This window comes from Gorillibacterium terrae, assembly GCF_051594785.1.
GTDB lineage: Bacteria > Bacillota > Bacilli > Paenibacillales > NBRC-103111 > Gorillibacterium.
Genome location: NZ_JBPPGI010000004.1, coordinates 356,569 through 382,604 on the forward strand (window position 1 = coordinate 356,569; position 26,036 = coordinate 382,604).

The 26,036-nt window shown below is 61.3% G+C and carries 24 protein-coding genes; 21 read left to right on the forward strand and 3 right to left on the reverse strand.

All coding sequences use genetic code 11. The features are described from left to right. Window positions 1-245: 245 nt before the first annotated feature. Window positions 246-848, reverse strand: coding sequence for an NUDIX domain-containing protein (locus ACSEXS_RS16670; RefSeq protein ID WP_438434368.1), 603 nt, complete (start codon window positions 846-848; stop codon window positions 246-248). A 261-nt stretch (window positions 849-1,109) separates the two neighbouring features. Between ACSEXS_RS16670 and ACSEXS_RS16675 the strand changes: the two genes are divergently transcribed. The 15 genes from ACSEXS_RS16675 (at window position 1,110) to yajC (ending at window position 16,684) form a co-directional block, all read left to right on the forward strand. Then, window positions 1,110-1,559 (forward strand): ACT domain-containing protein, encoded by a 450-nt coding sequence (locus ACSEXS_RS16675; protein WP_438434369.1) that lies wholly within the window; start codon window positions 1,110-1,112, stop codon window positions 1,557-1,559. A 25-nt stretch (window positions 1,560-1,584) separates the two neighbouring features. Further along, window positions 1,585-2,871: a homoserine dehydrogenase gene (locus ACSEXS_RS16680; RefSeq protein ID WP_438434370.1), complete on the forward strand. Its 1,287-nt coding sequence runs from the start codon at window positions 1,585-1,587 to the stop codon at window positions 2,869-2,871. 9 nt (window positions 2,872-2,880) lie between these two features. Further along, window positions 2,881-3,915 carry a homoserine kinase gene (gene thrB, locus ACSEXS_RS16685; RefSeq protein ID WP_438434371.1) on the forward strand — a complete coding sequence of 345 codons (1,035 nt, stop codon included), beginning with the start codon at window positions 2,881-2,883 and terminating at the stop codon, window positions 3,913-3,915. Between the two features lie 6 nt (window positions 3,916-3,921). Further along, window positions 3,922-4,881, forward strand: a complete 960-nt coding sequence (gene pheA / locus ACSEXS_RS16690; protein WP_438434372.1) for a prephenate dehydratase — start codon at window positions 3,922-3,924, stop codon at window positions 4,879-4,881. A gap of 299 nt (window positions 4,882-5,180) precedes the next feature. Then, a complete protein-coding gene (locus tag ACSEXS_RS16695) occupies window positions 5,181-7,358 on the forward strand; it encodes a LysM peptidoglycan-binding domain-containing protein (RefSeq protein WP_438434373.1) in 2,178 nt (725 codons plus the stop codon). A 106-nt stretch (window positions 7,359-7,464) separates the two neighbouring features. Continuing rightward, window positions 7,465-8,073 carry a BofC C-terminal domain-containing protein gene (locus tag ACSEXS_RS16700; RefSeq protein ID WP_438434374.1) on the forward strand — a complete coding sequence of 203 codons (609 nt, stop codon included), beginning with the start codon at window positions 7,465-7,467 and terminating at the stop codon, window positions 8,071-8,073. Between the two features lie 191 nt (window positions 8,074-8,264). Then, complete coding sequence (locus tag ACSEXS_RS16705) at window positions 8,265-8,882, forward strand: hypothetical protein (RefSeq protein ID WP_438434375.1); 618 nt, start codon at window positions 8,265-8,267, stop codon at window positions 8,880-8,882. Window positions 8,883-9,055: 173 nt separating this feature from the next. Then, a complete protein-coding gene (ruvC, locus tag ACSEXS_RS16710; protein WP_438434376.1) occupies window positions 9,056-9,559 on the forward strand; it encodes a crossover junction endodeoxyribonuclease RuvC in 504 nt (167 codons plus the stop codon). Next, complete coding sequence (gene ruvA, locus ACSEXS_RS16715) at window positions 9,556-10,176, forward strand: Holliday junction branch migration protein RuvA (protein WP_438434377.1); 621 nt, start codon at window positions 9,556-9,558, stop codon at window positions 10,174-10,176. Before ruvC ends, ruvA begins: the two co-directional genes overlap by 4 nt. Before the next feature lie 30 nt (window positions 10,177-10,206). Then, window positions 10,207-11,238 carry a Holliday junction branch migration DNA helicase RuvB gene (gene ruvB / locus ACSEXS_RS16720; RefSeq protein WP_438434378.1) on the forward strand — a complete coding sequence of 344 codons (1,032 nt, stop codon included), beginning with the start codon at window positions 10,207-10,209 and terminating at the stop codon, window positions 11,236-11,238. Further along, window positions 11,226-11,630, forward strand: a complete 405-nt coding sequence (locus ACSEXS_RS16725; protein ID WP_438434379.1) for a thiol-disulfide oxidoreductase DCC family protein — start codon at window positions 11,226-11,228, stop codon at window positions 11,628-11,630. The genes ruvB and ACSEXS_RS16725 overlap by 13 nt, the downstream gene beginning before the upstream one ends. Before the next feature lie 262 nt (window positions 11,631-11,892). Further along, window positions 11,893-14,028 carry a SpoIID/LytB domain-containing protein gene (locus ACSEXS_RS16730; protein ID WP_438434380.1) on the forward strand — a complete coding sequence of 712 codons (2,136 nt, stop codon included), beginning with the start codon at window positions 11,893-11,895 and terminating at the stop codon, window positions 14,026-14,028. A 12-nt stretch (window positions 14,029-14,040) separates the two neighbouring features. Then, a complete protein-coding gene (gene queA / locus ACSEXS_RS16735; RefSeq protein ID WP_438434381.1) occupies window positions 14,041-15,165 on the forward strand; it encodes a tRNA preQ1(34) S-adenosylmethionine ribosyltransferase-isomerase QueA in 1,125 nt (374 codons plus the stop codon). A 47-nt stretch (window positions 15,166-15,212) separates the two neighbouring features. After that, window positions 15,213-16,343 (forward strand): tRNA guanosine(34) transglycosylase Tgt, encoded by a 1,131-nt coding sequence (gene tgt / locus ACSEXS_RS16740; RefSeq protein WP_438434382.1) that lies wholly within the window; start codon window positions 15,213-15,215, stop codon window positions 16,341-16,343. A gap of 38 nt (window positions 16,344-16,381) precedes the next feature. Then, window positions 16,382-16,684, forward strand: a complete 303-nt coding sequence (gene yajC, locus ACSEXS_RS16745) for a preprotein translocase subunit YajC (protein WP_438434383.1) — start codon at window positions 16,382-16,384, stop codon at window positions 16,682-16,684. A gap of 121 nt (window positions 16,685-16,805) precedes the next feature. Here the strand turns inward: yajC and ACSEXS_RS16750 are convergent, their stop codons facing one another. Together ACSEXS_RS16750 and spoVB are read right to left on the reverse strand one after the other, a co-directional pair. After that, window positions 16,806-17,186: a TIGR04086 family membrane protein gene (locus ACSEXS_RS16750; RefSeq protein ID WP_438434428.1), complete on the reverse strand. Its 381-nt coding sequence runs from the start codon at window positions 17,184-17,186 to the stop codon at window positions 16,806-16,808. Between the two features lie 101 nt (window positions 17,187-17,287). Beyond that, window positions 17,288-18,841, reverse strand: a complete 1,554-nt coding sequence (gene spoVB, locus ACSEXS_RS16755) for a stage V sporulation protein B (RefSeq protein ID WP_438434429.1) — start codon at window positions 18,839-18,841, stop codon at window positions 17,288-17,290. A gap of 244 nt (window positions 18,842-19,085) precedes the next feature. Between spoVB and ACSEXS_RS16760 the strand changes: the two genes are divergently transcribed. From ACSEXS_RS16760 to ACSEXS_RS16785, 6 genes are all read left to right on the forward strand, one after another. Further along, entirely contained in the window at window positions 19,086-19,352 is a 267-nt protein-coding gene (locus ACSEXS_RS16760) for a post-transcriptional regulator (RefSeq protein WP_438434384.1), read from the forward strand. 180 nt (window positions 19,353-19,532) lie between these two features. Beyond that, window positions 19,533-20,762 (forward strand): protein translocase subunit SecD, encoded by a 1,230-nt coding sequence (gene secD, locus ACSEXS_RS16765; protein WP_438434385.1) that lies wholly within the window; start codon window positions 19,533-19,535, stop codon window positions 20,760-20,762. Beyond that, window positions 20,752-21,666, forward strand: coding sequence for a protein translocase subunit SecF (gene secF / locus ACSEXS_RS16770; protein WP_438434386.1), 915 nt, complete (start codon window positions 20,752-20,754; stop codon window positions 21,664-21,666). Before secD ends, secF begins: the two co-directional genes overlap by 11 nt. A gap of 105 nt (window positions 21,667-21,771) precedes the next feature. Beyond that, a complete protein-coding gene (locus ACSEXS_RS16775) occupies window positions 21,772-22,695 on the forward strand; it encodes a cation transporter dimerization domain-containing protein (RefSeq protein WP_438434387.1) in 924 nt (307 codons plus the stop codon). 17 nt (window positions 22,696-22,712) lie between these two features. Then, complete coding sequence (gene recJ / locus ACSEXS_RS16780; RefSeq protein ID WP_438434388.1) at window positions 22,713-25,112, forward strand: single-stranded-DNA-specific exonuclease RecJ; 2,400 nt, start codon at window positions 22,713-22,715, stop codon at window positions 25,110-25,112. 44 nt (window positions 25,113-25,156) lie between these two features. Further along, entirely contained in the window at window positions 25,157-25,669 is a 513-nt protein-coding gene (locus tag ACSEXS_RS16785) for an adenine phosphoribosyltransferase (RefSeq protein WP_438434389.1), read from the forward strand. Window positions 25,670-26,036: the final 367 nt, after the last annotated feature.

A 26,036-nucleotide genomic window follows, 5' to 3' on the forward strand; every position in this document is an offset into this window, starting at 1 on the left:
GTCCATTTCCCACCTAAGTAGACGGAACAAAAGAAAGTCCGAGAAGGGGAAGGCCGTGAAGAAGCGAAGCATTCGCCTTTGCTAGCGTTCTTTCCCATAAACAAGTTCATTCAGGAAATTAGGGATCAACCGAGATCGGAATAACTTTCCCTCTGCACAGGTAGGTGTTACGTTCCGTCTAGTTAGCTAACAGCGAGCAGCAGCGAGGCGGAGTGCATATGCACCATTGGAAGTCCCGACCGCGTTCAAATCACCTGGGGGTCCAGCAAAGGGATCCAGCGGATGCCGGGAAGAGCCTGGTCCACCCCTTGCGCCTCCAACGGGCCCTGTGCCTCCAACGGGCCCTGCGCCTTAAGCGGCCGCTGCCCCTCAAGCGGCCCTTGCCCCTCTTTGGGCTCCGACCAGCCGGCCGTACCGACCCAGGGATGCGGGGCCGGCCCGAATTCGAAGTAATGGGCGAGCAGCGCCCGGAATACAAAGGCCATCTCCCGATCCTCCCGCAGAACCTCTTCCCGGTGAATCCAGTGCAGCGTTCCTTCCCGCGTATCGGTATAATCCCGGCGGTGCGTCGCCGAGGTGAAGAAGAATTGCTGGCGCAGCTCGTCTTCCTTCAGCCTCAACAGCACGTATTGCAGCCGGACGTCCGTTAAGTCATCCGGCCGAAAGCCGGTCTCTTCTTCGGTCTCGCGGAGGCACGCGGCGAGCGGATCGGACAGTTCTTCCGGTTCCAAATGACCGCCCACCGCCCCCCACATGCTGGGGTGGAGCAGGCGCTCCGGAGCGCGCTTCATCAGCAAGAGATCGTTTCCATTAAAAATCAGATTGACGGCCATGAGCCGAAGCTTCATCGCAGGTCGCTCTCCTTTCCGTTCGGCGGTTGTTCCGACCCTGCCGTTTTTCGTTCACCCAACCTCCGGTTTGTCCGCTTCCCGTGGACATGAGGTTAGGTTCGAATGGACTCTCTCCATTTTACCACACCCGGCCGATTTCGCCGCTTGCAGCCGTTTTTGTCAGTCCGCCAAGAAAAAGTGATTGCGGCCTCCCGTTGTCTTCCGCTATAATGTCCTCTAAGTATAAACAAGAGTCTTTTCGAGGAGGACGTCGACCGGGTGGAACCGCAAGGAAAGGAACGCTACTATCTCGTAAAAGAAGATATTCTGCCCGAAGCCCTGCTGAAGACGATTCAAGCCAAGGAGCTGCTCGTCCGGGGAAGGGTGAAGACGGTCGGGGAAGCGGTGGACCGGGTTTCGTTGAGCCGAAGCGCCTTTTACAAGTATAAGGACGGCATTCACTCGCTCAGCCAACTGGACCGGGAGAATCTGGTAACGTTGTCGTTCGATCTGGAGCACCGCTCCGGCATCTTGTCCCGCGTGCTCGGAATGATTGCCGGCCGGGAGGCCAATGTGCTGACGATCCATCAGTCCATCCCGTTGCAGGGGATGGCGAACGTCATGATTACAGCGGAGATTTCGCAGATGAAGGGAGAGCTGGACGATCTTCTGGCGGCGGTCCGGGAGATTGACGGCGTGAAGGCATCGGCGGTTATCGGCCGAGGATGATGGAGGCGAAGGGGAGTCGAGGGGCATGAAACCGATAAAAGTAGGACTGCTCGGCCTGGGAACGGTCGGCACGGGCGTAGTCCGCATTGTGGAAGGCCATCAGGAGGATTTGGTGCGGCAGATCGGAACAGGGGTCGAGATCAGCCGTATTCTTGTGAATGACGTAACAAAAAACCGGACCATTGCCATTCGTCCGGAGCAGTTGACCGAGAACGTCGAAGATATTTTGACCGACCCGGAGATCGACGTGATCGTCGAGGTCATGGGCGGACTCGATCCGACCAAGGACTACGTGATGCGGGCGCTCGCAAACGGCAAGCACATCGTCACGGCCAACAAGGACCTGATGGCGCTTTGCGGCACTGAGATTCTCGCCCAGGCGCAAGCGTACAAGCGCGACATCCTGTACGAGGCGAGCGTCGCCGGAGGCATTCCGATCATTCGGACGCTGACGGAGGGTTTTTCCTCCGACCGGATCTTAAAGATCATGGGCATCGTCAACGGGACGACCAATTACATCCTGAGCAAAATGAGCCGGGAAGGCGCCGTCTACGCGGAAGCGCTGCGGGAGGCGCAAGAGCTGGGCTATGCGGAGGCGGACCCGACCTCCGACGTCGAAGGGCTGGACGCGGCGCGCAAAATGACCATTCTCTCGCGGCTCGGCTTCCATGTCAACGTCGAGCTGGCGGACGTATCCGTGCGGGGAATCTCCCGGGTGACGCGGGAGGATATCGCCTACGGGAAGACCCTTGGCTACGAGGTCAAGCTGCTCGGCATCGCGGAGCGCACGGAAGAAGGGGTCAGCGTCAGCGTCGAGCCGACGATGGTCCGGCTGAGCCATCCGCTGGCCAGCGTGAGCGGCGTGTTCAACGCCGTGTATGTCTTCGGCGAGTCCGTCGGCGAGACGATGTTCTACGGGCCGGGAGCAGGCGAACTGCCGACAGCCACCTCAATCGTCGCGGACCTGGTGGCGGTCGCCAAGAACCTGCGGCTCGACGTGAACGGCGGCCAATTGCCGCCCAGTTACCAAGAGAAGCGGCTGCGGACGCCGGAGCAGATCGTCTCCAAGTATTTTCTGCTCCTGCATGTGGCCGATAAGGCGGGGGTACTCGCGCGCATCACGCAGATCTTTGCCGATCACGAGGTGAGCCTGGAGTCGGTCTTCCAGCACCCGAACGCAGCGTCGCCGCACGCCGAGATCATCATCATCACCCACAACGCCGTCAAGGCGGGCATGCAGCAGGTGCTGGCCGATTTCGAACGACTGGATGTCGTTCATGAGATCCGCAGCGTCTACCGGGTGGAAGGATAAGGAGCCCGCATGAACAGTCCAATGGAAAACAATTGCATGGCCGAAGAGCGGAAGCTTGCGGCTGTGAACGAGGGAGCCGGACATCCGGATCACGGCGCCGTTATCGTCCGAGTGCCGGCAAGTACCGCCAATCTGGGGCCGGGCTTCGATTCGCTGGGCATGGCGCTGGAGCTGTATGCTTGGGTAGCGATGAGCCGAGCGGCGGAAACCGTCGTCCATCTGCACGGCAAAGAGATGGAAGGGCTGCCGACCGGCAAGGACAACCTGCTCTACGAGGTGGCCGCCCGAGTGTTCGAGCGGGCGGGCCTCGCCGCGCCGGAGCTCGAAATCTCCGCCTACAGCGAGATTCCGCTGACGCGCGGGCTCGGCAGCAGCGCTTCGGCGATCGTCGGCGCGCTGGCCGCCGCGAATTCGCTGCTGCCCGAGCCGCTGCCGCAGGAGGAGCTGTTTCGCCTCGCCTGCGCCTTGGAGCATCACCCCGATAACGTAGGCGCGTCGCTGTTCGGCGGTCTCGTCGTGGCCTATTGGGATGGCGCATCGGCGCGGCATCTGAGCATCGAACCGCTTCCCCACCTGGAAGCGTTCGTCGCCATCCCGGCCTTCGAGCTGTCCACCCGCAAGGCGCGCGAGGTGCTGCCCGAGAGCCTGCCGATGAAGGATGCCGTGTTCAACATCGGCCATTCGAACCTGCTTGTGGCGGCCTTTTGCACCGGCCGCTACGAGTTGATCGCGGACGCCATGCAGGATGCGCTGCATCAGCCCTACCGGGCGGCGCTCATCCCGGGCATGCCCGAGGTGCTCGCCGGCGCGGCCCGCCACGGGGCGCTCGGAGCGGCGCTGTCGGGCGCCGGCCCGACGCTGATCGCCTTCGCGGATGCCCGCGAGGGCCGGGCGGACGAGCTGATCGGCTTCCTAAGGCAGACGATGGCCGCGCACGGCATCGAGGTGGACATCCGGCGGCTGAAGCCGAGCCGGGAGGGCGTTCGCGTGTTGACTCGCGCGGGCAATCATCGTACATTTATGGAAACCGTTCGGAAGGGGTAGCAGGGAATGAAGCGCATTGCCGTATTGGGGCCGTTCGGAACGGTGACCGACGAATCGGCCCGGTATTTTTTCCGGGGGGCGGAGGGGGATTACGAATTTATTCCCTACAAGCAGATCTCCGAGGTCTTCCGGGCGACGGCAAAAGGAGAGACCGACTGGAGCGTCATTCCCATCGAGAATGCGATCGACGGCTCGGTAAGCCTCCATATGGATTACCTGATCCATGAGAACAGCCTGCCGATTCAAGCGGAATGGATTTACCCGTCGATCCAGAACTTGATCGGACGCAGGAATACGACGGACCGCGAGAGACATGGTGGCACCGGCGTCGCGATGGACGAACCGTCCGCGGAGGTTGGGGGCGAGCCGAAGCCGTATGCGGACGTCCGCAAGGTGATTTCCATTCCGGTCGCCATCGCCCAGTGCCGCAAGTTTCTCGGCACCGAGCTGCCGGATGTGGAGCTGGAGCATGTGGCGAGCACGGCGGAGGGAGTCCGCCTCGTGAGCACTTCGGAGGACGCGAGCGTTGCTGCAATCGGCACCCGGCTTGCGGCCAAGCTGTACGGGCTGGATATTCTCGCCTCGGATATCACCGATCATCAGAACAACTACACGCGCTTCGTGCTGGTGGGAGAGGAAGCTCCGGCGCTGCCGGAAAGCCCGCTCCGCAAGACGACGCTGATCGTTACGCTGCCGGAGGATTTTCCCGGCGCCCTCCATCAGGTCCTCGCCACCTTCGCTTGGCGGCGGATCAACATGACGAAGATCGAATCGCGGCCGACGAAGCTGAAGCTGGGCAATTATTATTTTTACATCGATGTCGAGGAAACGCTGGATTCGGTACTCTTGCAGGCGGCGCTCGCCGAGATCGAGGCTCTGCGCTGTCAGGTCAGGGTGATGGGCTCGTACCCCACCTATCCTTATCAATCCGCCGCCCGCGAGGAAACATCCGTCGCAGAAGGTTGAATAAGATCGGAACGGGGAGCTTTGCGGTTCTCCTTCCCGTCCAGACGCCAGGCATCCCGTTATGGGGTGTCGGCGTTTTTTTGCGTTGGGCGTCTGTCCCGGCTTGGAGAACGGCCGATTTATTACGCGATGAGGGGAATGGCCCGAAATTTTTGGGCATACGGATGTCAAATGCCCAGTTTCGCGCATAGACTGTAATGAAAATCTGGGCAGGAACCCGCAAGCACGCTGGACCGAACGCGCCGGCCTCCGCCTGCATGCCGACCTTACCGTTTCCATAACCGAAGGAGGGAACTGTGTTGAAAATCCATGTGGTGAAAGCCGGGGATACGCTGTTTGAGCTGGCCAAAAAATACAATGTCAACCTCGACAAGCTCATTGCCGCGAATCCCGGGTTGGCCGATCCCGACAAGCTGGAGATTGGCATGAAAATTAAAATTCCGTCGGGCTCGGTACCGGTCACGCCGGAGGGCATGCACGCCCATACCGTAAAGCAAGGGGATACGATGTGGAAGCTGTCCAAAGCGTTTGGAGTCTCGCTGAAAACGCTGATCGACGCCAATCCTCACATCGCCAATCCGAACATATTCATGACCGGCCAGGTGGTCCATATTCCCAAGCAGACCTCGGCGGGCGGGTCGAACGCCGCTCCGAACGCCAATTTGTCTCCGGCCGAAATGGTTCCGAAAACCAATACCGCGCCGATCGTCACCGGACCGAAGGCGAACACGGCGCCGGTCGAACAACCGAAGGCCGAAACGGCCCCTGCCGAGCAGATCCCGAAAGCGAACACGGCCCCGAAGGCGAACACAGCCCCGAAGGCGAACACGGCTCCCATCGCGGAAGCTCCCAAGGCCAATACCGCGCCGGTCGAAGAGAAGCCGGTCGAGAACGTGAAGGCGGAGGAAACCAAGCCGGTTGAGAACGTGAAGGCGGAGGAAACCAAGCCGGTCGAGAACGTGAAGGCGGAAGAAACCAAGCCGGTCGAGAACGTGAAGGCAGAGGAAACCAAGCCGGTTGAGAACGTGAAGGCGGAAGAGACCAAACCGGTCGAGAACGTCAAACCGCAGGTGAAACCGATCGAGAACGTCAAACCGACGGAAAACCTGAAGCCCCAGGTTAAGCCGATGGAACCCTCAAAGCCGTCCGTTTCGCCGGCCTCGACGGCGAAATCTTACGGCGCGTCCCCGGCCTCGACGGCAAAGCCTGCCGCCAGCATTCAGCTTCCCCAGCTTCCGACGATGGCGGACCTTCCCTCGTATCCCGAGAGCACGTCCCCTTCCGCCATGTCTTCGGGAACGCCGTCGAGCTTCTATCACTCGGAGCAGTTGTTCATGCAATATCAGGTACCGGCGGTGGAAGCCTTCGCCGAATCCGGCCCTTCGACGGCTGCCAATAACGCAGGCTGGCCCGGGATTTCGCCATACTCGGCCAATTCGGTGAACCCGCTTGCCCAGGGAGGCATGCCTTCCAAGGAGAACGCGGCGATCTCGCCGTACGGGTACGGCCAGCAGATGCTGTATTCCGCCGACCAAACGCCCGCTCCCGGAGCCTGCGGCGAATATCCGACCCAAATTTCGCCTTATAAGACCTTCGCGGGCGGCTGCGGCTGCCAAGGAGGGGCATCTCCTTACAGCTACAGCTATCCGCAGGCGAGCGTTTCCCCGACTTCGTTCTATCCCTGGACGGACGGCGGAAACAACGCGTTCCAACCGCAGGCTGTAGCAGGCATGGAAAATTCGCCGTACATGGCCCAATCGGCGGAGAACAACGCCTGGTACACGCCGCAGGCCGTAGCAGGCATGGAAAATTCGCCGTACACGGCCCAATCGGCGGAGAACAATGCTTGGTACACGCCGCAGGCCGTAGCAGGCGCAGAGAATTCGCCGTATTCGCCGTACTCCGGCGGCTACGAGCCGAATTACTCCAACTCGGCTCAAGCGACTCCTTACAGTCCGTATGGGGCCTATTCGGATAACGGGGCGGCCCAGTCTTACTCGCCTTACGGCAATCAAGTTTCCCCGGCCGCGATGACGGGCAAACCCGAGTGGGGCTCCGCAGGTGCCGGGAGTGCGGCAACCGCGGACACTTCTTATGCCCAGTCCGGCTGGGGGCTGCCCGCCGGGTATCCGGCCGGGTTCCCCGGCGCCTATTCGCCGTCGGCTTATCCGGGGGCGGGAATGTTCCCGGGAAGGGTGCCGGGCGTCTACAACCCGATGTCCGGCCCGATTCCCTATCCTTCCGGCGACTACGGCTTTCAGCCGGGCTTCCGCGAAGAACCCGCTGCAAGCTCGCAGCCCGCTGCAAGCACCGAGCCCGCCGTGTTTACGGACGCGGTCGAGAGCGGCAAGAAACCCGCTTCCCGCAAGCGGAAGGCTCCGGCGAAAGCCTCGGTTCACGCGCTGGTTCGCCGGAGCAAAAAAGTGCCGGCGAAACGGGAAACGGCCAATACGCCCTGGATCAACCAATACCGCTAAGCCGGTATTTGCGGCGGTCTTCCCCTAAGCGGGAGCGATAAACCATGGAATACATCCCCTTCCTCCGGGAGAAGCTAAGAAAAACACCGGAAGAAGGGGATTCGCCATGCGGATGTCCAACTGGATGAAGAAAATCAAGAAGCAGCTCCGTTCCCGCAAGCGTTCCATTTCACTTGCCGCTTTCCTTCTGCTGCTCGGTGTGTCTTGGAGCGGGAGCGGTGGGAGCGCTATGGCCGAGCCGGCATATACCGAGCCGGGCCCCGTCGGCACGCAAGCGCTCGAGGAAATCGCCCGGGACGACCTGGCCCGCCAAGCGGTGCTGAGGCGGATTTATGTCTGCGGCGAAGAGACGATCGCGCTCGGAAGCCTGACACGGCGCGAGCTGCTGGAGTATGCCGCCCGGCACCCGGCGTACGTCCCGGCGCTTCAGCCGGATGGGACGGCCGTTTTCACGGAGACGGTCCAGGATTTGTCGCCCGATTGCAAGCTGAACGCGTTCTTCGGCATCGACGCCGATGGCAATCTGAGCCTCTTTAGCGGCCTGCCCGAAGAAAAGCGCGTGATCCGGACTTTTTTTCAGCTCAATGTGGAGGATGTGCTGAGCAGCCTTCCCCGGGAAGCCTGGGACCAGCTCCATTCCGGCATTCCGGTGCGGGATTTGGAGGAATACAACAGCGTGCTGTCTACGTTCAGCGACTTTGCCGCGGGCGCGTAGGACTATATTTCTTTTGAAGAAATGCAGGAGAACAACATCATTCCGGCTTTGAGGCCGCTCGGTGCGCATCGCTTTCGGATGCCTTTCGGGCTGCCTTTTTTGTGTAAAAAAACATGGGGGTTCCTGCAACTGCGAAGGGAGAAGGAACGTTTTATTCTTGTGGAGCGGCCGAGAACGGGCGAATTGCCGGTGTGAGTTTGACGGCCACCTGCAAGTCAATGACATTTTCGTATGCCCAGTATCCATATCGGGAGGCGGTTGGGATTAAAATCAAGAGAGGAATTTGGCTGCTTTTTGCGTTCATTCTCTGCGCCGTTATGGTTTCCGCATGTTCCCGCTCGACCACTACGGTTAAGGCAACCAGCCCCAGTCCCGGACAAACGCAAGCGAATTGGCTGTCCCAAAAGATCGGGGATTTCACCAAGAATACGTTCCGGTTTGTCGAAGAGTTTAAAATCGACCAGCAGCAGGACTCCTATACGATTACCCTCCGCTTTGTTCCCGAGGTGGGCTCGGCTCCGGCAAAAGAAGACATCTACCGCTCCATGGCCGAATACGCGTGGAGCATTCATCGGTTTTTCCCGGAGGTGCACCGGTATGAATTCCATGTGCTGTGGGATGAAAAAACCAAGCAGGATGCCATCGAGGCGGTCCTTGAAGAGAACGAGGTTAAGCAGCTGGATTCACGCTTCTATGACGTGAAGATGAGCCAGCAAGCGCAGCCTGCGGTTTCTTGGCGCACGATCTTTACAACCATAACGGAAAGCGCCACGGCTAAAAAATGGCATGATAAGGAAACGGGGGCTTGAAGGAGAACCGGGTACTGTCCACCGCAAGAGGACGGTGCCCGGTTTCTGGTTTGATGGCCGCAGGAGCGAGAGAAGAACGCGCGAACCCGAAAACGCATTTGGCGTTCTATTCGCGGTTGCGATCTGTTATAATGAGGGATACATATGTTCGCTTCACGAGGGAGAGAAGGGTTTTGCGCATATTGGGAATCGATCCGGGCTATGCCATCGTGGGCTTCGGATTCATTGACAAGAACGGAAGCCGGCTCACGCCGGTGCAATATGGCAGCATCCAGACGGAGGCGCATACCGATCCGAGCCAACGGCTGAAGGACATTTACGAATCCGTGGTGCACCTGATCGACAAATACCAGCCGGAAGCGCTGGCCATCGAGAAATTGTTCTTCAACCGCAACGTCACGACGGCCATGACCGTAGCCGAAGCGCGGGGAGTCACCATTCTCGCCGCTGTCCAGAAGGGTCTGCCGGTCGCCGAATATACGCCTATGCAGGTCAAGCAGGCGATCGTCGGCTACGGCAAGGCGGAGAAGAAGCAGGTGCAGGAGATGACCCGGATGTTTCTTAATCTGGCGCAGGTACCGAAGCCGGACGACGTGGCGGACGCGCTGGCGATCGCCATCTGCCATGCCCATTCCTCGACGCTGACCGATAAAATCAACGGGGTGCTCGGACGATGATCGATTATTTAAAGGGGATATTGGCCCACCGGGAAAACGACTATGTCGTGGTGGATGTGAACGGCGTCGGGTACCGCGTATTCTGCGCCAATCCGTACGGCATCGAAACCGGACCCGATTCGCGGGTAACGCTGTATATTCATTACCAGGTCCGCGAGGACGCCCATCTCTTGTTTGGCTTCTCCAGCCGCGAGGAGCAGGCCCTGTTCCGCAAGCTGCTGGACGTAAACGGCGTCGGACCGCGGGTGGCCCTCGGCATCCTGTCCGCCGGGCAGCCCGCCGCGATCATCTCGGCGATCTATCAGGAGGATATCACGTTCCTGACGAGGCTGCCCGGCATCGGCAAGAAGACGGCGCAGCGGATCATCCTGGATCTGAAGGACAAGCTGGGCGACCTGTCCGCGGGCGGGCTGGAGACCCTGGGACTGGGCGCCTCCGCTCCCGCGGGCAAGCCCGCCGCCGGGCCGTGGGGCGAGGCCAAGCAAGCGCTCATGGCGCTCGGCTATACGGAAGCGGAGGTCGACCGGACGCGTCCCGCCGTGATGCAGAATGCGACCGGCGACGAGACGGTCGACGCGCTGATCAAACGGGCGCTGACGGCGCTGTTCCGGGGATAGCCGGACCGCCGGAGGAAGGAGGAACGCGAAGTGGAAGACCGCATTATATCCGCCAACCTGATGATGGAAGACCAGGGCATGGAGCTCAGCCTCCGCCCGCGCTACCTGGCCGAGTACGTCGGTCAGCAGCAGGCGAAGGAAAACCTGAAGGTCTACATCGAGGCGGCCAAGCAGCGCAAGGAAGCGTTGGACCATGTGCTGCTGTACGGACCGCCGGGACTCGGGAAGACGACCTTGTCGAACATCATCGCCAACGAGCTCGGCGTGAACGTCCGCACCACCTCCGGGCCTGCCATCGAGCGGCCGGGGGACTTGGCGGCGATTCTGACCAATCTGCAGAGCGGCGACGTTCTGTTCATCGACGAAATTCACCGCCTGCATCGCACCGTGGAAGAGGTGCTGTATCCGGCGATGGAGGATTTCGCCCTCGATATCATCATCGGCAAAGGACCCAGCGCCCGGTCGGTACGGCTTGACCTGCCGCCGTTCACGCTGGTGGGGGCGACGACGCGGGCGGGGCTCTTGTCGGCGCCGCTGCGCGACCGCTTCGGCGTGGTTTGCCGCCTGGAATACTACACGAGCGACGAGCTGGAATTCATCGTCAGCCGCTCGGCGGACATCCTTCAGGTGGAGATCGTCGGAGAAGCGGCGCGGGAGATCGGCATGCGCTCCCGCGGGACGCCCCGCATCGCCAACCGGTTGCTCAAGCGGGTGCGCGATTTCGCCCAGGTGATCGGGGATGGCATCATCACCCTCGACATCGCCCAGTCGGCGCTCAAGCTGATGCAGGTCGATCCGCTCGGACTCGATCAGATCGACCACAAGATGCTGCGCTCCATCATCCTGAATTTCAAGGGCGGCCCCGTCGGGCTCGACACCATCGCCGCCACCATCGGCGAGGAGAGCCAGACGATCGAGGACGTCTACGAGCCGTATCTGCTGCAGATCGGCTTCCTGCAGCGGACGCCGCGCGGCCGGACGGTGACGCCGCTCGCTTATCGCCATCTCGGCCTGCAGCCGCCGCACGACGCGGCGGGAGGACAAGCGTCATGGAACCTCTGACGCTGTTCTACGACGGCCGCTGCCGGCTGTGCCTGCGCACGGTAGCCGCGCTCGGCCGTCTGCATCTGCGCGTCCGGCTCGTGCCGATCCCGCTGCAGGAGGCGCGGGCCGAGCAGCTTCCCGCCGGCGTGACGCGGGACCAGCTCCTGGCCGAGCTGCACGCGGTGGACGCGTCCGGCCGGCTCTATCGCGGCGCGGACGCCGTGACGCGCATCCTGCGCGAGGCCCGCGGCCTCGGCTGGCTTGCCGCCGTCGGCCGTTGGCCGCTGTTCGCGCCGCTGGCCGACGCCGCGTACCGGTGGCTGGCGAAGCACCGCTACCGGCTGTTCGGCACGGTGGACGAATGCGCCGACGGCTCGTGCGAGGTGCACGGCCGCGGTACGCGCCGGTAAAGGATTTTTCATCGCCGATTAGCCCTTTTTTAGCGCCAAGATTCGACCGTTTGAAGAGGAGTCCGCCGTGCGGACTCCTCTTTGTTTTGGCAAAAGAAAGCAACTTTTGCCGGAAGCCGGCGTCTAATGTTGGGGAGCAGGCGGGATAAGTCTGCCCCCGTTGCCCATTGCCAGTATTCACCTTGTACATACGAAGTTTCGAACGCCGGTCCGGTCCTCGGCTGGACCGGCTGCCCAATAGACCAGCAGGAGGAATGCGAGCATGATGAATTCGCAACGAGAGACGAACAGCGGACGCAAGCCGCTGATGAGACGGATGGCCGTCGGCTGCTTGGCGGCGGGCCTCATCGCCACCTCCTTCGGAGCGGGACCGATCGCGCCGCCTGCGGCCGTCGCCGCATCCGCCGTGACCGTTCCGGATCTGTTCCGCGTCGCCCTTTATATCGATTCCGGGAAATTCCATACCACGATTCCGACCGCCGGGTTTACGGCGGACAAGGGATTGAAGGTCGGCGTGCGGGGGGCGGCGGGTACGCCGACTTGGCTCACCGTTCCGGCCGGAACCGTCTTCCGGGCGGGGCTCGACCAATACCGGGTGGCGGTGCTGACCACTTCGACCTTCTCTCAAGCGAAGTCGGCCGCGACCGCCCTCGGGAGCAAGTATTCGCCGTCGATTTACCGCAACGGTACGGCTGCCGCTCCGGTCTATCAAGTGTTGACCGGCGGGTACGCCACCTCTGCGGCGGCCGCCGCCGCCATGGCCGAGATCGCCAAGCTGCCCGCCGCGGCTTCCTGGTCGGCGGGACTCGCCGTCACCGGACCGCTCCGCCTGAGCGCCGGTACGTTCGGGACGGAGAAGGAAGCGCGCGACAACGCCGCTCTCCTCAAGAGCGCCGGGCTGCCGGTCGATCTGGCGATCACCGGAACGGGCGACGGCAAGCTCAGCTATTCGCTGTGGGCAAGTGCGGCGTCCGCCGCCGACGCCGCCCGCCAAACCGCTATGAAGGGCCAGTTGGAAGCCGCTGTTCCCGGAATCTCGTTGACTCCCGTCGATACCTCCACCCTGCCTTACCTCATGGAGAAGGAAGACGTCACAACCACGGCGGCGGGTTCCGGCGGCGCCATCGTCGATTTATTCAATCCGAACGCGCAGAAGCTGCTCCTCTCCTCCGCCGGCGGCAAGATCACGATGAAGGAGAAGGGACTTTCCTACAACGGAACCTTCGAGCTGTCCCAGTGGAACGGCAAGCTCGCGGTCATCAACGAGCTGCCCTTCGAGCAATACCTCAATTCGGTGGTGCACGCCGAACTCGGCCCCGGCTATCCGATCGAGGCGCTCAAGGCGCAGGCCGTTGCGGCGCGCACCTACTCCGTCAAGGCGGGCATGCGCTATGAGATCGCCAATCTCACGGATACCACGCTCGACCAGGCTTACTACGGCAAGGAAGCCGACGATGTGACCAAGGCCGTCCAGGCTACCGCCGGAGAAGTATTGATGAGCGGCGGAACGCTGATCGACGCCCTATTCTCGTCCAATGCGGGCGGACAGACCGCGGACGGGACCGAGGTGTGGGGCAATGCCGTCGGCTACCTGAAGAGCGTTGCGAGCCCCGATACCTATCCGAACCAAGGCAAGCTCCCCTGGTTCCGGATCGTAACCTCCTCCGGAACGAGCGGCTACGTGCGCTCCGACCTGCTCCAGGCTGCCGGGGCCAAATCGCTCGCGGGCTTGCCGCTCTATAACGCGGTTACGACCGACAGCGTCAACATCCGCACGATTCCGTCCGCCACGGATTCGATCAGCCCGGTGCTCGGCAAGCTGTCTCCGGGCGAGCAGGTCGCGGTCATCGGCCAGGCGGCGGAATCGACCGCGTATTCGTGGACCCGGCTGTTTACGGCCGCCCAGCTTGCGCCGAAGATCAACGCATACAGCCCGCTCGCCAGCCTGAGCACTCTGCAGGTGAGCCGCACCGGCGTGTCCGGCCGGGTCCTGGCGCTGCAGGTGAACGGCGCGGAGGTGGCGCTCAAAACGCCGGACAGCTACCGGACGATGCTGAACGGGCTTCCCTCCACCAAGTTTGAAATCGAAGAGACGGGACGATATACTGTAATAGGCGCGAACGGAGCCCGGCGGGATTATGCCGGAACCGGAGCCGCTCTGACGGCGGTGAACGCCCAAGGGACCAAGCAGGCCGCAGGCTCGCAATTCCTCGTGCTGAACGGCCAGGGAAAAGCGCGTCTCGCCACGGCGGACGCTCAGTTCCTGTTCACCGGCTACGGCTACGGGCACGGCCTCGGAATGTCCCAATACGGGGCGATCGGGTTCGCGCAGCAAGGCAAGGATTACAAGTATATCCTCGCCTATTACTACAGTGGCGCCACAATCGTTAAGCCATAAGGAAGGACATCCATGAACGTCGATCTGTTTGATTACGACCTGCCCGAGGAGCTGATTGCCCAGACTCCGCTGGCGAACCGCACGGAGTCCCGGCTCATGACCTTGAATCGGACGACGGGCGAGGTCGGGCATCACCGTTTCTATGAGTTGGATCAATTTTTGAAAGCCGGGGATTTGCTCGTGTTGAACGACACACGGGTGATTCCAGCCCGGCTTTTTGGTTTGAAGGCCGACACCGGAGCGAAGGCCGAGGTTCTCCTGCTCCGCGAGCTGGGGGAGAACCGCTGGGAGGCGCTCGTGCGTCCCGGCAAGAAACTGAAGGCCGGCGCCCGGATCGTCTTCGGCCTGGAGTCGGAGGAACTCGCGGCGGCAAATGCTCCGGCTGCGCCGGGCAATCCGCCGCAGCCCCTGCCCTCCCCAAAAGCGCCGCTTGTCGCCGTGGTCGAAGAAGAGGGCGATATGGGCGGGCGCATCATCCGGTTCGAATACGAGGGGATCTTCCCCGAGATTCTCGACCAGCTGGGCCAGATGCCCCTGCCGCCTTATATCAAGGAGCGGCTGGAGGACAAGGAGCGCTACCAGACCGTCTACGCCAAGCATGAAGGCTCGGCCGCCGCACCGACCGCCGGGCTGCATTTCACCAAGGACTACCTGCGGCATCTGGAGGAGCGAGGCGTCCAGATCGCCTACCTGACGCTTCATGTCGGGCTTGGCACCTTCCGCCCGGTATCGGCCGACAAGGTGGAGGAGCATGACATGCACGCGGAGTATTATGTGCTGCCACCGGAAACCGCCGAAGCCTTCAACCGGACGAAGGCGGCGGGAGGACGGGTGGTCGCCGTCGGCACGACCTCGGCGCGCACGCTGGAGACGGCCGCCCGGGACGCGGCGGCGGCGCAGGGAGAGGAGGGCTTTCGGCTTTCCGCCTGCTCCGGCTGGACGGACATTTTCCTCTATCCGGGTGTGCCGATCCGCGCCATCGACGGGCTGGTTACCAATTTCCATCTGCCGAAATCGACGCTCCTCATGCTGATCAGCGCTCTCGCCGGGCGGGAAAACGTCCTGCGCGCCTATGAGGAAGCGGTGAAGGAGCGCTATCGCTTTTTCAGCTTCGGGGACGCCATGCTGATCTATTGATTCGGCCGCTGCAACGTGAAAATTCAAATAAGATGAGGGATTCTGCCATGGCAGCCGTTACCTATGAATTGATCAAGACCTGCAAGCAAACCGGAGCGCGGCTCGGCCGGCTCCACACCCCGCACGGGGTCATCGACACGCCGACGTTCATGCCGGTCGGCACCCAGGCCACCGTCAAGACGATGAGCCCGGAAGAACTGAAGGAGATGGGCGCCGGGATTATCCTTAGCAACACCTACCATCTCTTCCTGCGGCCGGGCCACGAGCTGATCCGCCAGGCGGGCGGTCTGCACAAGTTCATGAACTGGGACCGCGCCATCCTGACCGACAGCGGCGGCTTTCAAGTATTCAGCCTAAGCGACATCCGCAAGATCACGGAGGAGGGCGTGCATTTCCGCTCGCACCTGAACGGGGACAAGCTGTTCCTCTCGCCGGAGAAGGCCATGGAAATCCAGAACGCCCTCGGCTCCGATATCATGATGGCCTTCGACGAATGCGCGCCTTACCCGGCCGAATACGAATACGTCAAGCCGTCGATGGAGCGGACCACCCGCTGGGCCGAACGCTGCCTGAACAGCCATACCCGTCCGCATGATCAGGCGCTGTTCGGAATCGTCCAGGGAGGCATGTACGAAGACCTGCGCAAGCAGAGCGCCAGGGATTTGACTTCCCTGGATTTTCCGGGGTATGCTATTGGTGGTCTGAGCGTTGGCGAGCCCAAACCGCTCATGTACGAAGTTCTGGAGACGACCTTGCCGCTCATCCCGACGAACAAGCCGCGCTATCTGATGGGCGTCGGTTCGCCGGACGCTCTGATCGAAGGAGCGATCCGGGGCATCGACATGTTCGACTGCGTGCTGCCGACGCGGATTGCCCGCAACGGCACGGTGATGACGAGCGGGGGACGGCTGATCATCAAGAACGCCAAGCATACCGACGATTTCGGACCGCTCGATCCGGAATGCGATTGCTATACCTGCCGGAATTATTCCCGCGCGTACATCCGGCACTTGATCAAAGCGGACGAGACCTTCGGCATCCGCCTGACCACGTACCACAACCTGCATTTCCTGCTGAACCTCATGAAGCAGGTCAGGCAGGCGATCCAGGAGGACCGGCTGCGGGACTTCCGGGATGAGTTTTTCGACAAGTATCAAATGGATGAAAAAGGCTTCTAACCGACACGAGATCCAGCATTCAGAAGGAGGACATTTGTATGTATTTAGCAGCAGGCACCGCCAACTCGGCGGGCTATTGGTCCATTCTCTACATCGTGGCAATGTTCGCGGTGCTGTACTTCCTCATGATTCGTCCGCAGCAGAAGCGGCAGAAGAAAACCGCAACCATGCTGAACAGCCTCAAGAAGGGCGACAAGGTTGTCACCATCGGTGGCTTGCACGGCACGGTGCTCGACATTCTGGACGACACGGTCGTCCTGCGGGTGAACGAAGCGACGAAGATGACCTTCGACCGTTCCGCGATCCGGACGATCGCTTCCTCCTCGGCGGAAGGCAAATAAGAACCGCTCTGCGGCGCGGTTCGCAGGATATGGCAAAACCAGGACACCCCCGAAAGCCTTGCGCTTCGGGGATGGGTCCTGGTTTTTGCTTTCGGTGCGGCTTGTGTCCGCTTCCGAAGGCTTACTTCTTGAGATTGACGCCGACCATGCCGCCGACGGCCCCCACGGCAAAAGCGACGGCCACCGCCGCCAAGGCGGACATGTGGAAGCCGCGGTCGAATCCCAGGAAGCCGATCAGGTAGAGGAGCAGGGCATAGAGGAGCCCGGTCGCTCCTCCGGCGTACCAGCCCTTGGAACCCGAATGCTTGCCCGCCGCCCCGCCGCCAAGGATGGCGGCAATCAGGTGGATGACGACAGCGGCGGTAGGCAGCGAGCTTTCCTTCTGGCCGCTGAACGCCAGGATCAGCGACAAGATGAGCGCTCCGGCGGCCATGAGGCCGAACGCCCAGATGAGCCCTCGTACAATGGGAAGCCCGAGCCGATGCTTTTCGCTATGAACCATGTTCACGAATGTTTCCTCCCCGGCTGCCGCCCGCGGGCGGCGCGCATTCTTTTCCCTACATCATATGGGCAAGCCATCGTGCTTATGACAAGCTTTCCGCATCACCGGGGCCCCCGCCGGTTGAAGAGGGGCAGCTTCCGCATATCGTCGCGGTCGATGAGCCGAACGAGCGGCAGGGAGAACAGGTAGACGGCGGAAGCGGCGGTTATGGCGAAGAGAAACCGCAGGAGGGGGCTGTCAATGAACGGCGCGTCCATCCCCCACTTGCAGATGAAGCCCGTCACGGCGATGAGCAGGCTCACCTTGAGAAAATCCCCCGAAGGCATCGAGAACCGGAGGAGCCGGGCCAGGCTGTTCCAATGAAGGATCGTCACCAGCATCATGTTGAAGCTGATGGCCAGCACGGCGCCGAGGATTCCAAACTGCGGCCGGGAGGCGAGGAAGAAGATCAGGCCGAGCTTCACCACCGACCCGATCAGCGTGTTGACGAGCGCTTTGCCGGGCTGGTTCAGGGCTTGCAGCGAAGCCTGCAGCGGACCTTGGCAATAGAGGAACAGGGCGGCGGGAGCCAGCATTTTCAGCATGACGCCGATCTCGCTGTCGCCGTAAAGGTAGTAGCAGATCGGATCGGCCAACACATACAGGAACACAGCGAACGGCGCGCCGCTGACCAGCGCCAGCTTGATCGATTGGTAGAGCCGGGAATGGATCGTCTTCACATCGCCGCGGGCATTCGCCTCCGAGAGAGTGGGGACGAGCGAGACCGCAAGGCTGTAGGTCAGGACGCCGGGCAGGAAGAGAACGGGCATAATCATTCCCTGCAGCGCCCCGTATTGCGAGGTGGCGGCTCCGGCGGCGATGCCGGCGAGGGCAAGGCTCTGGACCGTCAGCACCGACTCGATAAAATACGAGAAGGAGCCGACCAAGCGGCTGGCCGTGACCGGCACCGAGACCTGAATCAGGCGGGTCAGCAGGCTTTTTGACCCCTCGTACCGGGTTCGCCCGCCGGCTGCGGGAGCGGAGGGCTCGGCCGGTTCTGCGGCGCGGCCCCGCTTGCGGTCGCGGCGAAACTGGAGCAGCAGAACGGCAATGCCGCCGACCTCGCCGATTAGCGTCCCCGCCATCGCTCCGCCTGCGGCGTATTCGATCCCGTACGGCAGCAGGAGATAAGAGAATACCAGCATCCCGACAATCCGCGTCAGCGTCTCCGAGAGCTGGGAGGCGGCGGTGGGGATCATATTCTGCTTTCCCTGAAAATACCCGCGCAGGACGGAAGAGACCGCGGCGATGGGGATGATCGGACACATCCACATGAGGGGATAGCCGACCCGCCGGTCGGTGAACAGGCTGCCCGCAAGGGTGGGAACCAGCGCCAGCACGGCGAGGGCGGCCGCCGCGCCGAACAGGAGCGTGAAGAGCACCGAGAGCCGCAGGATGCGCGCCACCCGTACCTTGTCGCGGCGCGATTCCGCTTCGGCGACGAGCTTGGCCACGGCAAGCGGAATTCCGCCCGTAACCAGCGTGAGCACGAGCATCAGGAAGGGGAAGGCCATCTGATAGAGGCCGACGCCTTCCGCGCCGACGACCCGCGGCAGAACGATGCGGGGGATGAACCCGAGCAGCCGGTTGATGATGCCTGCGGCCAGCAGGATCATCGTTCCTTGGATGAAGCTTTGCTTAACCTTTTCCACGAGTTTTCTCTTCCTCCCATCCGCAAAGTAGAGTATAGTGGGATGGGGGCCAGGACATGCGCTTGGCTTATCCCTATACCGGATACTACAGCGTATGCGGGACCTGTCCTTTCTCATGCCGATAATTCCGGACGAGGGAGGAATCCGGCGCGTGCGCGTCGAATCTAGAAGCTACATAGGGAGTTGCAAGGATGGGAGGGATACGGGCTTGGAAGCGGACGAGCAGGTGCACGACGGCCGGGAAGACGAGCTCCTCGGCATCGCGGAGAAGCTCTGCCGGATGAAAGCCGCCGAATTCGCCATGCTGGGGTATGACCAGGTCACCCCGGACGATGTCTGGGCTTGTATCAGCGCCCGGTATCAAAAAAACGGCTTTCCGATGCTCCACCGGATGGTCAACGATATTTTGTCGCTCAAGGCAACCGAGTTTATGAACTGGATGACCATGCAGGCGTTCAAAGGCGCTCTTTTTTAAGCCAAGCTCAGACACAATCGACCGAGCAGGCCGGCCCAACCCGTGACGGTTTCCCCGCTGCGGGGGCTTTTTTTTGGCGGACGCATCGACGGGTAACGCTTTCACTTGGAAATTGACGGGTTTTTTGCAGGTGAGTATAATAGGAATATTGGATATTGAAGGGAGCTTGTACCGTAGAACATGAATAAGAAAAAGTTTGTCACCTTTCTCGTTACCATCATTCTGATCCTGGCCGTCGTTGCGGGGACGTCCCCGTCCATCGTCAAGAATGTGCGGCTCGGTCTGGACTTGAAGGGCGGCTTTGAGATTCTGTACCAAGCCAAGCCGCTGGAAGCCGGGCAGAAGGTCACGCCGGAGAGCTTGAAGGAAACGGCCCACAGTCTGGAAGACCGCGTAAATGCTGCCGGAGTCGCCGAACCGGAAATCACCACGGAAGGCTCGGACCGCATCCGCGTCCGCATCGCCGGCGTGGTCGATCAGACGGAAGTGCGTAAGACCCTGAAGGAGCCGGCCCGCCTGACCTTCCGGAACTCCGCCGGAGACATCGTGATGGACGGCAGCGATTTCGTGCCGAACGCCGCCAAGGTCGTATTCGACCAATACAACCAACCGATCATTACGATCGAAGTGAAGGACAAGTCCAAGTTCGCCAAGGTCACGAAGGAACTGACCGGCAAGCCGATGTCCATCAACCTCGACGAACGCTCGCTCGGCGCACCTGTCGTACAGGGCGAAATGACGGAGGGCAAAGCGCAGATCACCGGCTATTCGCTGGACGAATCCAAGAACATTCGCGATACGATCAATCTGGGCGCGCTGCCGCTGCAGTTGACCGAGAAATATACCAACGCCGTCGACGCCACGCTCGGCAAGCAGTCGATGAACAACACGCTGCTCGCGGGCGGCATCGCCTTCGTGCTGATTCTGCTGTTCATGGCCTTTTACTACCGCGTCCCCGGACTTATCTCCTGCGTGACCCTGATCGTCTTTACCTGGCTGCTCCTCGTGGTGTACCTGCTCCTGAACGCCACGCTGACCTTACCCGGAATCGCGGCCTTCATCTTGGGGATCGGGATGGCGGTCGACGCCAACATCATCACGGCAGAGCGGATCAAAGAAGAGCTTCGTTCCGGCAAGACGATTATGTCCGCATTCCGCGCCGGCTCGAAGAACTCGTTCCGCACCATTATCGACGCCCACGTCACTACGGTCGTCGCGGCTGCCGTTCTGTTTACGCTCGGAATCGGTACGATCAAGGGCTTCGCTCTGACACTGATCTTCAGTATTCTCATGAGCCTGTTCACGAACGTCTTCCTTTCCCGCCTTCTGATACAGATGCTGGTTAAGAGCGGCGCCGTCAAAAAGTCGACTTACTTCGGCGTTAAGGAGGACGAAATCCATGCACTTTAAGTACAACTTCCACATCGACTTCATGAAGCACAGCAAGAAATTCATGCTGTTCTCCATCATCGTGACCTTGCTCGGCGTCGTGTTCTTATTCTCGGAGGGACTCAACCGGGGCGTCGATTTTAAGGCGGGAACCACGCTCGATATCAATGCCGGCAAGACGATCGAGAAGGCCAAGGCCAAGGAGATCATCACGAACGCCGGAGAACCCACCGGCATCATCACTCCCGGCGGCGAACGCGTCTCGATCCGCTTCGACAAGGTGCTCTCCCAGGACGAAGTCATCAAGATCAAGCAAGGCTTCGTTACCGCCTATGGCGATAAAGTCAGCCTGGAAGAAAATACGGTCGATACCTCCCTCGCCGATGAACTGGCTCAGAAAGCCATCTATGCGGTTCTGATCGCCTCGGTGTTCATCATGATCTATGTGGCGATCCGGTTTGAATGGCGGTTCGCGGTGTCGGCCATCGTCGCGCTTCTCCATGATGCGTTCTTCGTCATCAGCGTGTTCTCGATCTTCCACCTCGAAGTCAATCTGACCTTCGTCGCGGCGATCCTGACCATCGTCGGCTATTCCATCAACGATACGATCGTTATCTTCGACCGAATCCGCGAGAACCTACGGTTCGCGAAGATCAAGAACTACGACGATCTCAAGCATCTGGTCAACGCCAGCGTCTCTCAGACGCTGACCCGTTCCATCAATACCGTGCTCACCGTCTTTGTCGGCGCGCTCTTGCTCTTCATCCTGGGCGGCGAATCGATCCGCAACTTCTCGCTCGCCATGCTGATCGGGCTGCTCTGCGGAGCGTACTCGTCCATTCTGATCGCAAGCCCGCTGTGGGCCATGCTGAAGAAGAACTCGCTTCACTCGGGCCGCAAGACGGCAGCCCCCGCCAAATCCTAAACGATTCGGTTTGAAAGAGGGACGCAGGGAGATTGGCTTCTGCCTGCGCCCCTTTCCTGTTCTTATTTTTCGGATTTTTTGATCGATAAGGGGTGCAAGCTGGCAATGAAGCGGAAGCATCACAGGGCTCGTTCCGCCCGAACCACCGCAATCCGCACCGTCGTTCTCGCCGCCGGCAAGGGGGCTGCCGGACTGCTGTCCGGAAGCATGGCGCTTCTCATGGACGGAATCGGCACGCTGTCCCACAGCCTGGCTCCGCTCGCGCGGTTTGCTTCACACAAGAAGGGGCCGGTTCGTTCGGAATCGTCGCTGCTTCGGACTCTGCCGGTGCCGTTTGTTATGGCCATCGCCGTCTACCTGTTTCTCGGCTTCGAGGGTGTAACCCATTCCCTGGAATCGCTGCTATCCGACGCGCCGGCTTCCCATTCGCAGACCTACCGGCTGATCGGTCTGGCTGCGGCGGCCGTTTGCTCCGTGCTGCATGGAGCGGCTTGGCTGCGCGGCGACAAAAAATCCTCCGAGATGGCCCGGGTATTGAGAGCCGGGCTGCTGCCGTCCCTGCTGGCGCTTCTCGGCAGCATGGGCCTCGTCTTCTCCGATTCGCTCGGCAACGGCGGCGCTTACCGGCTGGATGCGGCTTGCGGGCTGGCTATCGGGATGCTGATCCTGGTAAACGGATGGAAGCTGGCTACCCGGCAAACGTCCGATTCGATTCTGCCCGGCCGCGGCCATCGGGACGTGGAGGAATTGATCAAGGCCGCCCAGGAGGTTAGGGGCATCATTATGGTGGATGCCCTGGAAGCGAGAGAGGACGGCCATTATGTGGCTGTGGTGGTGACGGTGAGCGTCAACCCGCACATTTCCGTCTTTGAGGGACAGGAGATCGCACGGGCGCTCAGCAGCCACCTGACCCATGAGTTCCTGCATCTGTCGGAGGTGACGGTGATCGTCCACCCGTACGACAGAGGCTATCCTTACAATAACGGCATCGGCTCGGAGCATCCTGTCTTTCCTCCGATGGTGCACTAGAGAGAGTTGGGTAAGCGATGATACCGTCAAGAGCAAGATGGAAGATCGGTGAGGCGGACGAAGCCGCTGCGAACGAGCTGTCCGCCCGCCTTGGCGTGGATGAACTGGTGGCGCGGCTGCTTGCGGCCCGCGGCTGGACCGACCCCGAGGAGGCGGCCCGTTTTCTGGACGCGGAAGGGGAAGACCTGCACGACCCTTATCTCTTGGACGGCATGACCGAGGCCGTCCGGCGCATCCGGTCGGCGATGGAGAAGAAGGAGAAGATCCGCATCTACGGCGATTACGACGCCGACGGGGTCAGCAGCACCGCGCTGATGTCCCGTCTGTTCCGGTCACTCGGCGCCGACTTCGACGCGTACATTCCCCACCGCGTGAACGAGGGGTACGGCCTCAACCGCCAGGCGATGAAGCTGGCCGCCGAAGCGGGAATCTCGCTGATCGTCACGGTGGATACCGGCATCAGCGCCCGGGAAGAAATCGCCTATGCCGGGGAACTCGGCATCGATGTGGTGGTGACCGACCATCACGAACCGCCCGCCGAACTCCCGGACGCCGTCGCCGTGGTCAACCCGAAGAAGCCCGGCTGCCCGTATCCGTTCAAGGGGCTGGCCGGAGCGGGGGTAGCCTTTAAGCTTGCCCAGGCGCTCGTCGGCCGGGTCCCCGATGAGCTGGCGGATATCGCGGCGATCGGAACGGTGGGCGACCTCATGCCGCTCACCGGCGAGAACCGCAGCTTGGTGAAACGGGGGCTCGCGCGCATGCGTTCCGGCTCCTATGCGGGAATCAAAGCCTTGTTCGAGGTGGCGGGCATCGACCGGAATGCGGTCAATGCCGGTCACCTCGCCTTCGCCCTCGCGCCCCGGATCAACGCCAGCGGCCGCCTGGAAGCGGCTGATCCCGCGCTTCGCCTGCTGGTCACCGATGATTCGTCGGAAGCGGGCGAGCTGGCCATGAGCCTCGATCTGCTGAACCGCGAGCGGCAGCGGATCGTCGACGAGATTGCAGCGGAGGCGCTGGAGCTGGCCGGGCGTGAGGCTGAGCCGAGTGGCGTGCTGGTCGTCGCGAAGGAAAGCTGGAACGTCGGCGTGATCGGCATCGTCGCCTCGAAGCTGCTGGAGCGCTTCTATCGGCCGACGATCGTGCTGTCCATCGATCCGACCACCGGCATGGCCAAAGGCTCGGCGCGGTCGATCGCCGGCTTCGATCTGTACGAAGCCCTCACCGCATGCGCCGACCTGATGGATCACTTCGGCGGCCATCAAGCCGCCGCCGGAATGACGATCGCCGCGGCCAACCTGCCCGCGTTCCGCGAGCGCCTGGGCCGGATCGCCCGGGAGAAGCTCTCGGCCGAGGATTATCAGCCGGTCCTGGCGGCGGATATCGAATGCGGCCTGGAGGACGCGACACTCGGGCTGATCAAGGAACTGGACCGGCTCGCTCCCTTCGGAGCCGGGAATCCCGCTCCGCGCTTCGTGTTCCGGAACCTTCGCATCCTGGATCAGAAGTCCATGGGCAAGGAGAACCGGCACCTGAAGCTGCAGGTGGTTCCTTGGACGCCGAAGGGCAGCCAGAAGCCGGTCGCCGTCGATGCCGTCGGCTTCGGCAAAGGCGAGCTGCTGGACCGGCTGTCCGCCACCGACCGGCTGGAGCTGCTCGGCGAATTGTCGCTGAACGAATGGAACGGCAAGGTCAAGCCGCAGATTCTCATTCAGGATTTGCGGGTGCCGGGCGTCCAAGTGTTCGATTTCCGGGGCGCGGCGCGGAGCGACCGCCGCTGGGCCTCCGTCGCCAAGGAGGCCGGGATCGGCGTGGTGCTGTTCTCGCCGGAAGAGGCCGAGACGGTTCCCGAGCCGCTTCGGCGCACGGCTTCGCTCTGGTTGTACCAGCGGGACCGCGGAATGCGGCTGCTGCAAGAGGCTTCGGCTTCCGCGGATTCCGGGCATCCCGGCTTCGACGAACTGAAAGGGCTGGTCTTCCCGGCTTTGCCGCCTTCCCGCAGCGCCCTGAAATTCGTCCTGCAGGAGGCGAAGCAAGCGGACCGGCTCTATCCGGTGTTCGCCTTTTCGGACGAAGCCTCGGTTCTGCCGAACCGGGAGATGTTCAAACAGATTTATTCCACCCTGCGCCGGGAAGGCTCGGCGCGCCAAGGGGGGATCGAGCCGATTCCCTACTTGAGCCGACGGGCCGGGCTTCCGGTCCCGACGGTAAGATTCATCCTCGACGTGTTCGAAGAGCTGGAGCTGATCGAGCAGGTGAGCGGCGATTATCGCTGCTCGGTCTCCCCCGCCAAGCGGGACCTGGCAGAATCTTTGCGCTACCAGGAGCGCCAGCAGCTGCGCCGGGTGGAAGAGGAATTGCTGTACAGCACCGCGAACGATTTAACCCGGCTGCTCACCGAGCTTCGGGAGGAACGATAAGCGTTAGGCATGAAGGTTGAAAAACCATAACGGAGGGAACCCCCATGGAGTTGAAAGAGTACATTCGCAATATCCCCGATTTTCCGCAGCCGGGCATTCAGTTCAAGGACATCACCACCCTGCTGCAGAACGGCGCGGCTTATCGCCAAGCGGTCGATGAGTTCCGCGATCATTACCGCGGGAAGGGAATCGAAGTAGTTGCCGGTCCCGAGGCCCGCGGCTTCGTCGTCGGCGCTCCGCTCGCCTATGCGCTGGAAGCCGGCTTCATTCCGATCCGCAAGAGCGGCAAGCTGCCGTACCAGTGCATCGAAGCCGAATATTCGCTGGAATACGGCAAGGATAAGCTCGCTATGCACATCGACGCGATTAAGCCGGGGCAGAAGGTGCTGATCGCCGACGACCTGCTGGCGACCGGTGGCACCATCGCCACCACCATCGAGCTGGTCCGCCGTCTCGGCGGCGACATCGTCGGAGCGGCGTTCCTGATCGAGCTGGAATACTTGAACGGCCGCGAGAAGCTCGACGGCATTGAAGTCTTCTCGTTGATGAAGTTCTAAGTCATCCAAGCGAGTGGAATCTCTCAAAGGACGAAACCCAAAGATGCTTCTAGACCCACAGTCGTGATATGCTCCCCGAAAGGTAGACAGGTGAAATATCAAAACCTGTTACCTGTAGGGGAGCTTCTTTGTGTCCACAAAAGAATATAGTGTGGAATAAAAATACACGATTCTTCAAGAGATCGAGAGTAGGCACGTGGGGCTGAGAAAAGCCGCATATATTACAAGTGGTTCAATCACCGAGCCAGCTCACGCGAACTAGCTTAATCATGCGAAAATATTAATTACGTATCTATCAGACGTTCGAGCAGTTCCCAAAAGATGTCCATGACTACATTCGTTTTTCAATTACGAACGACCTCAGGCA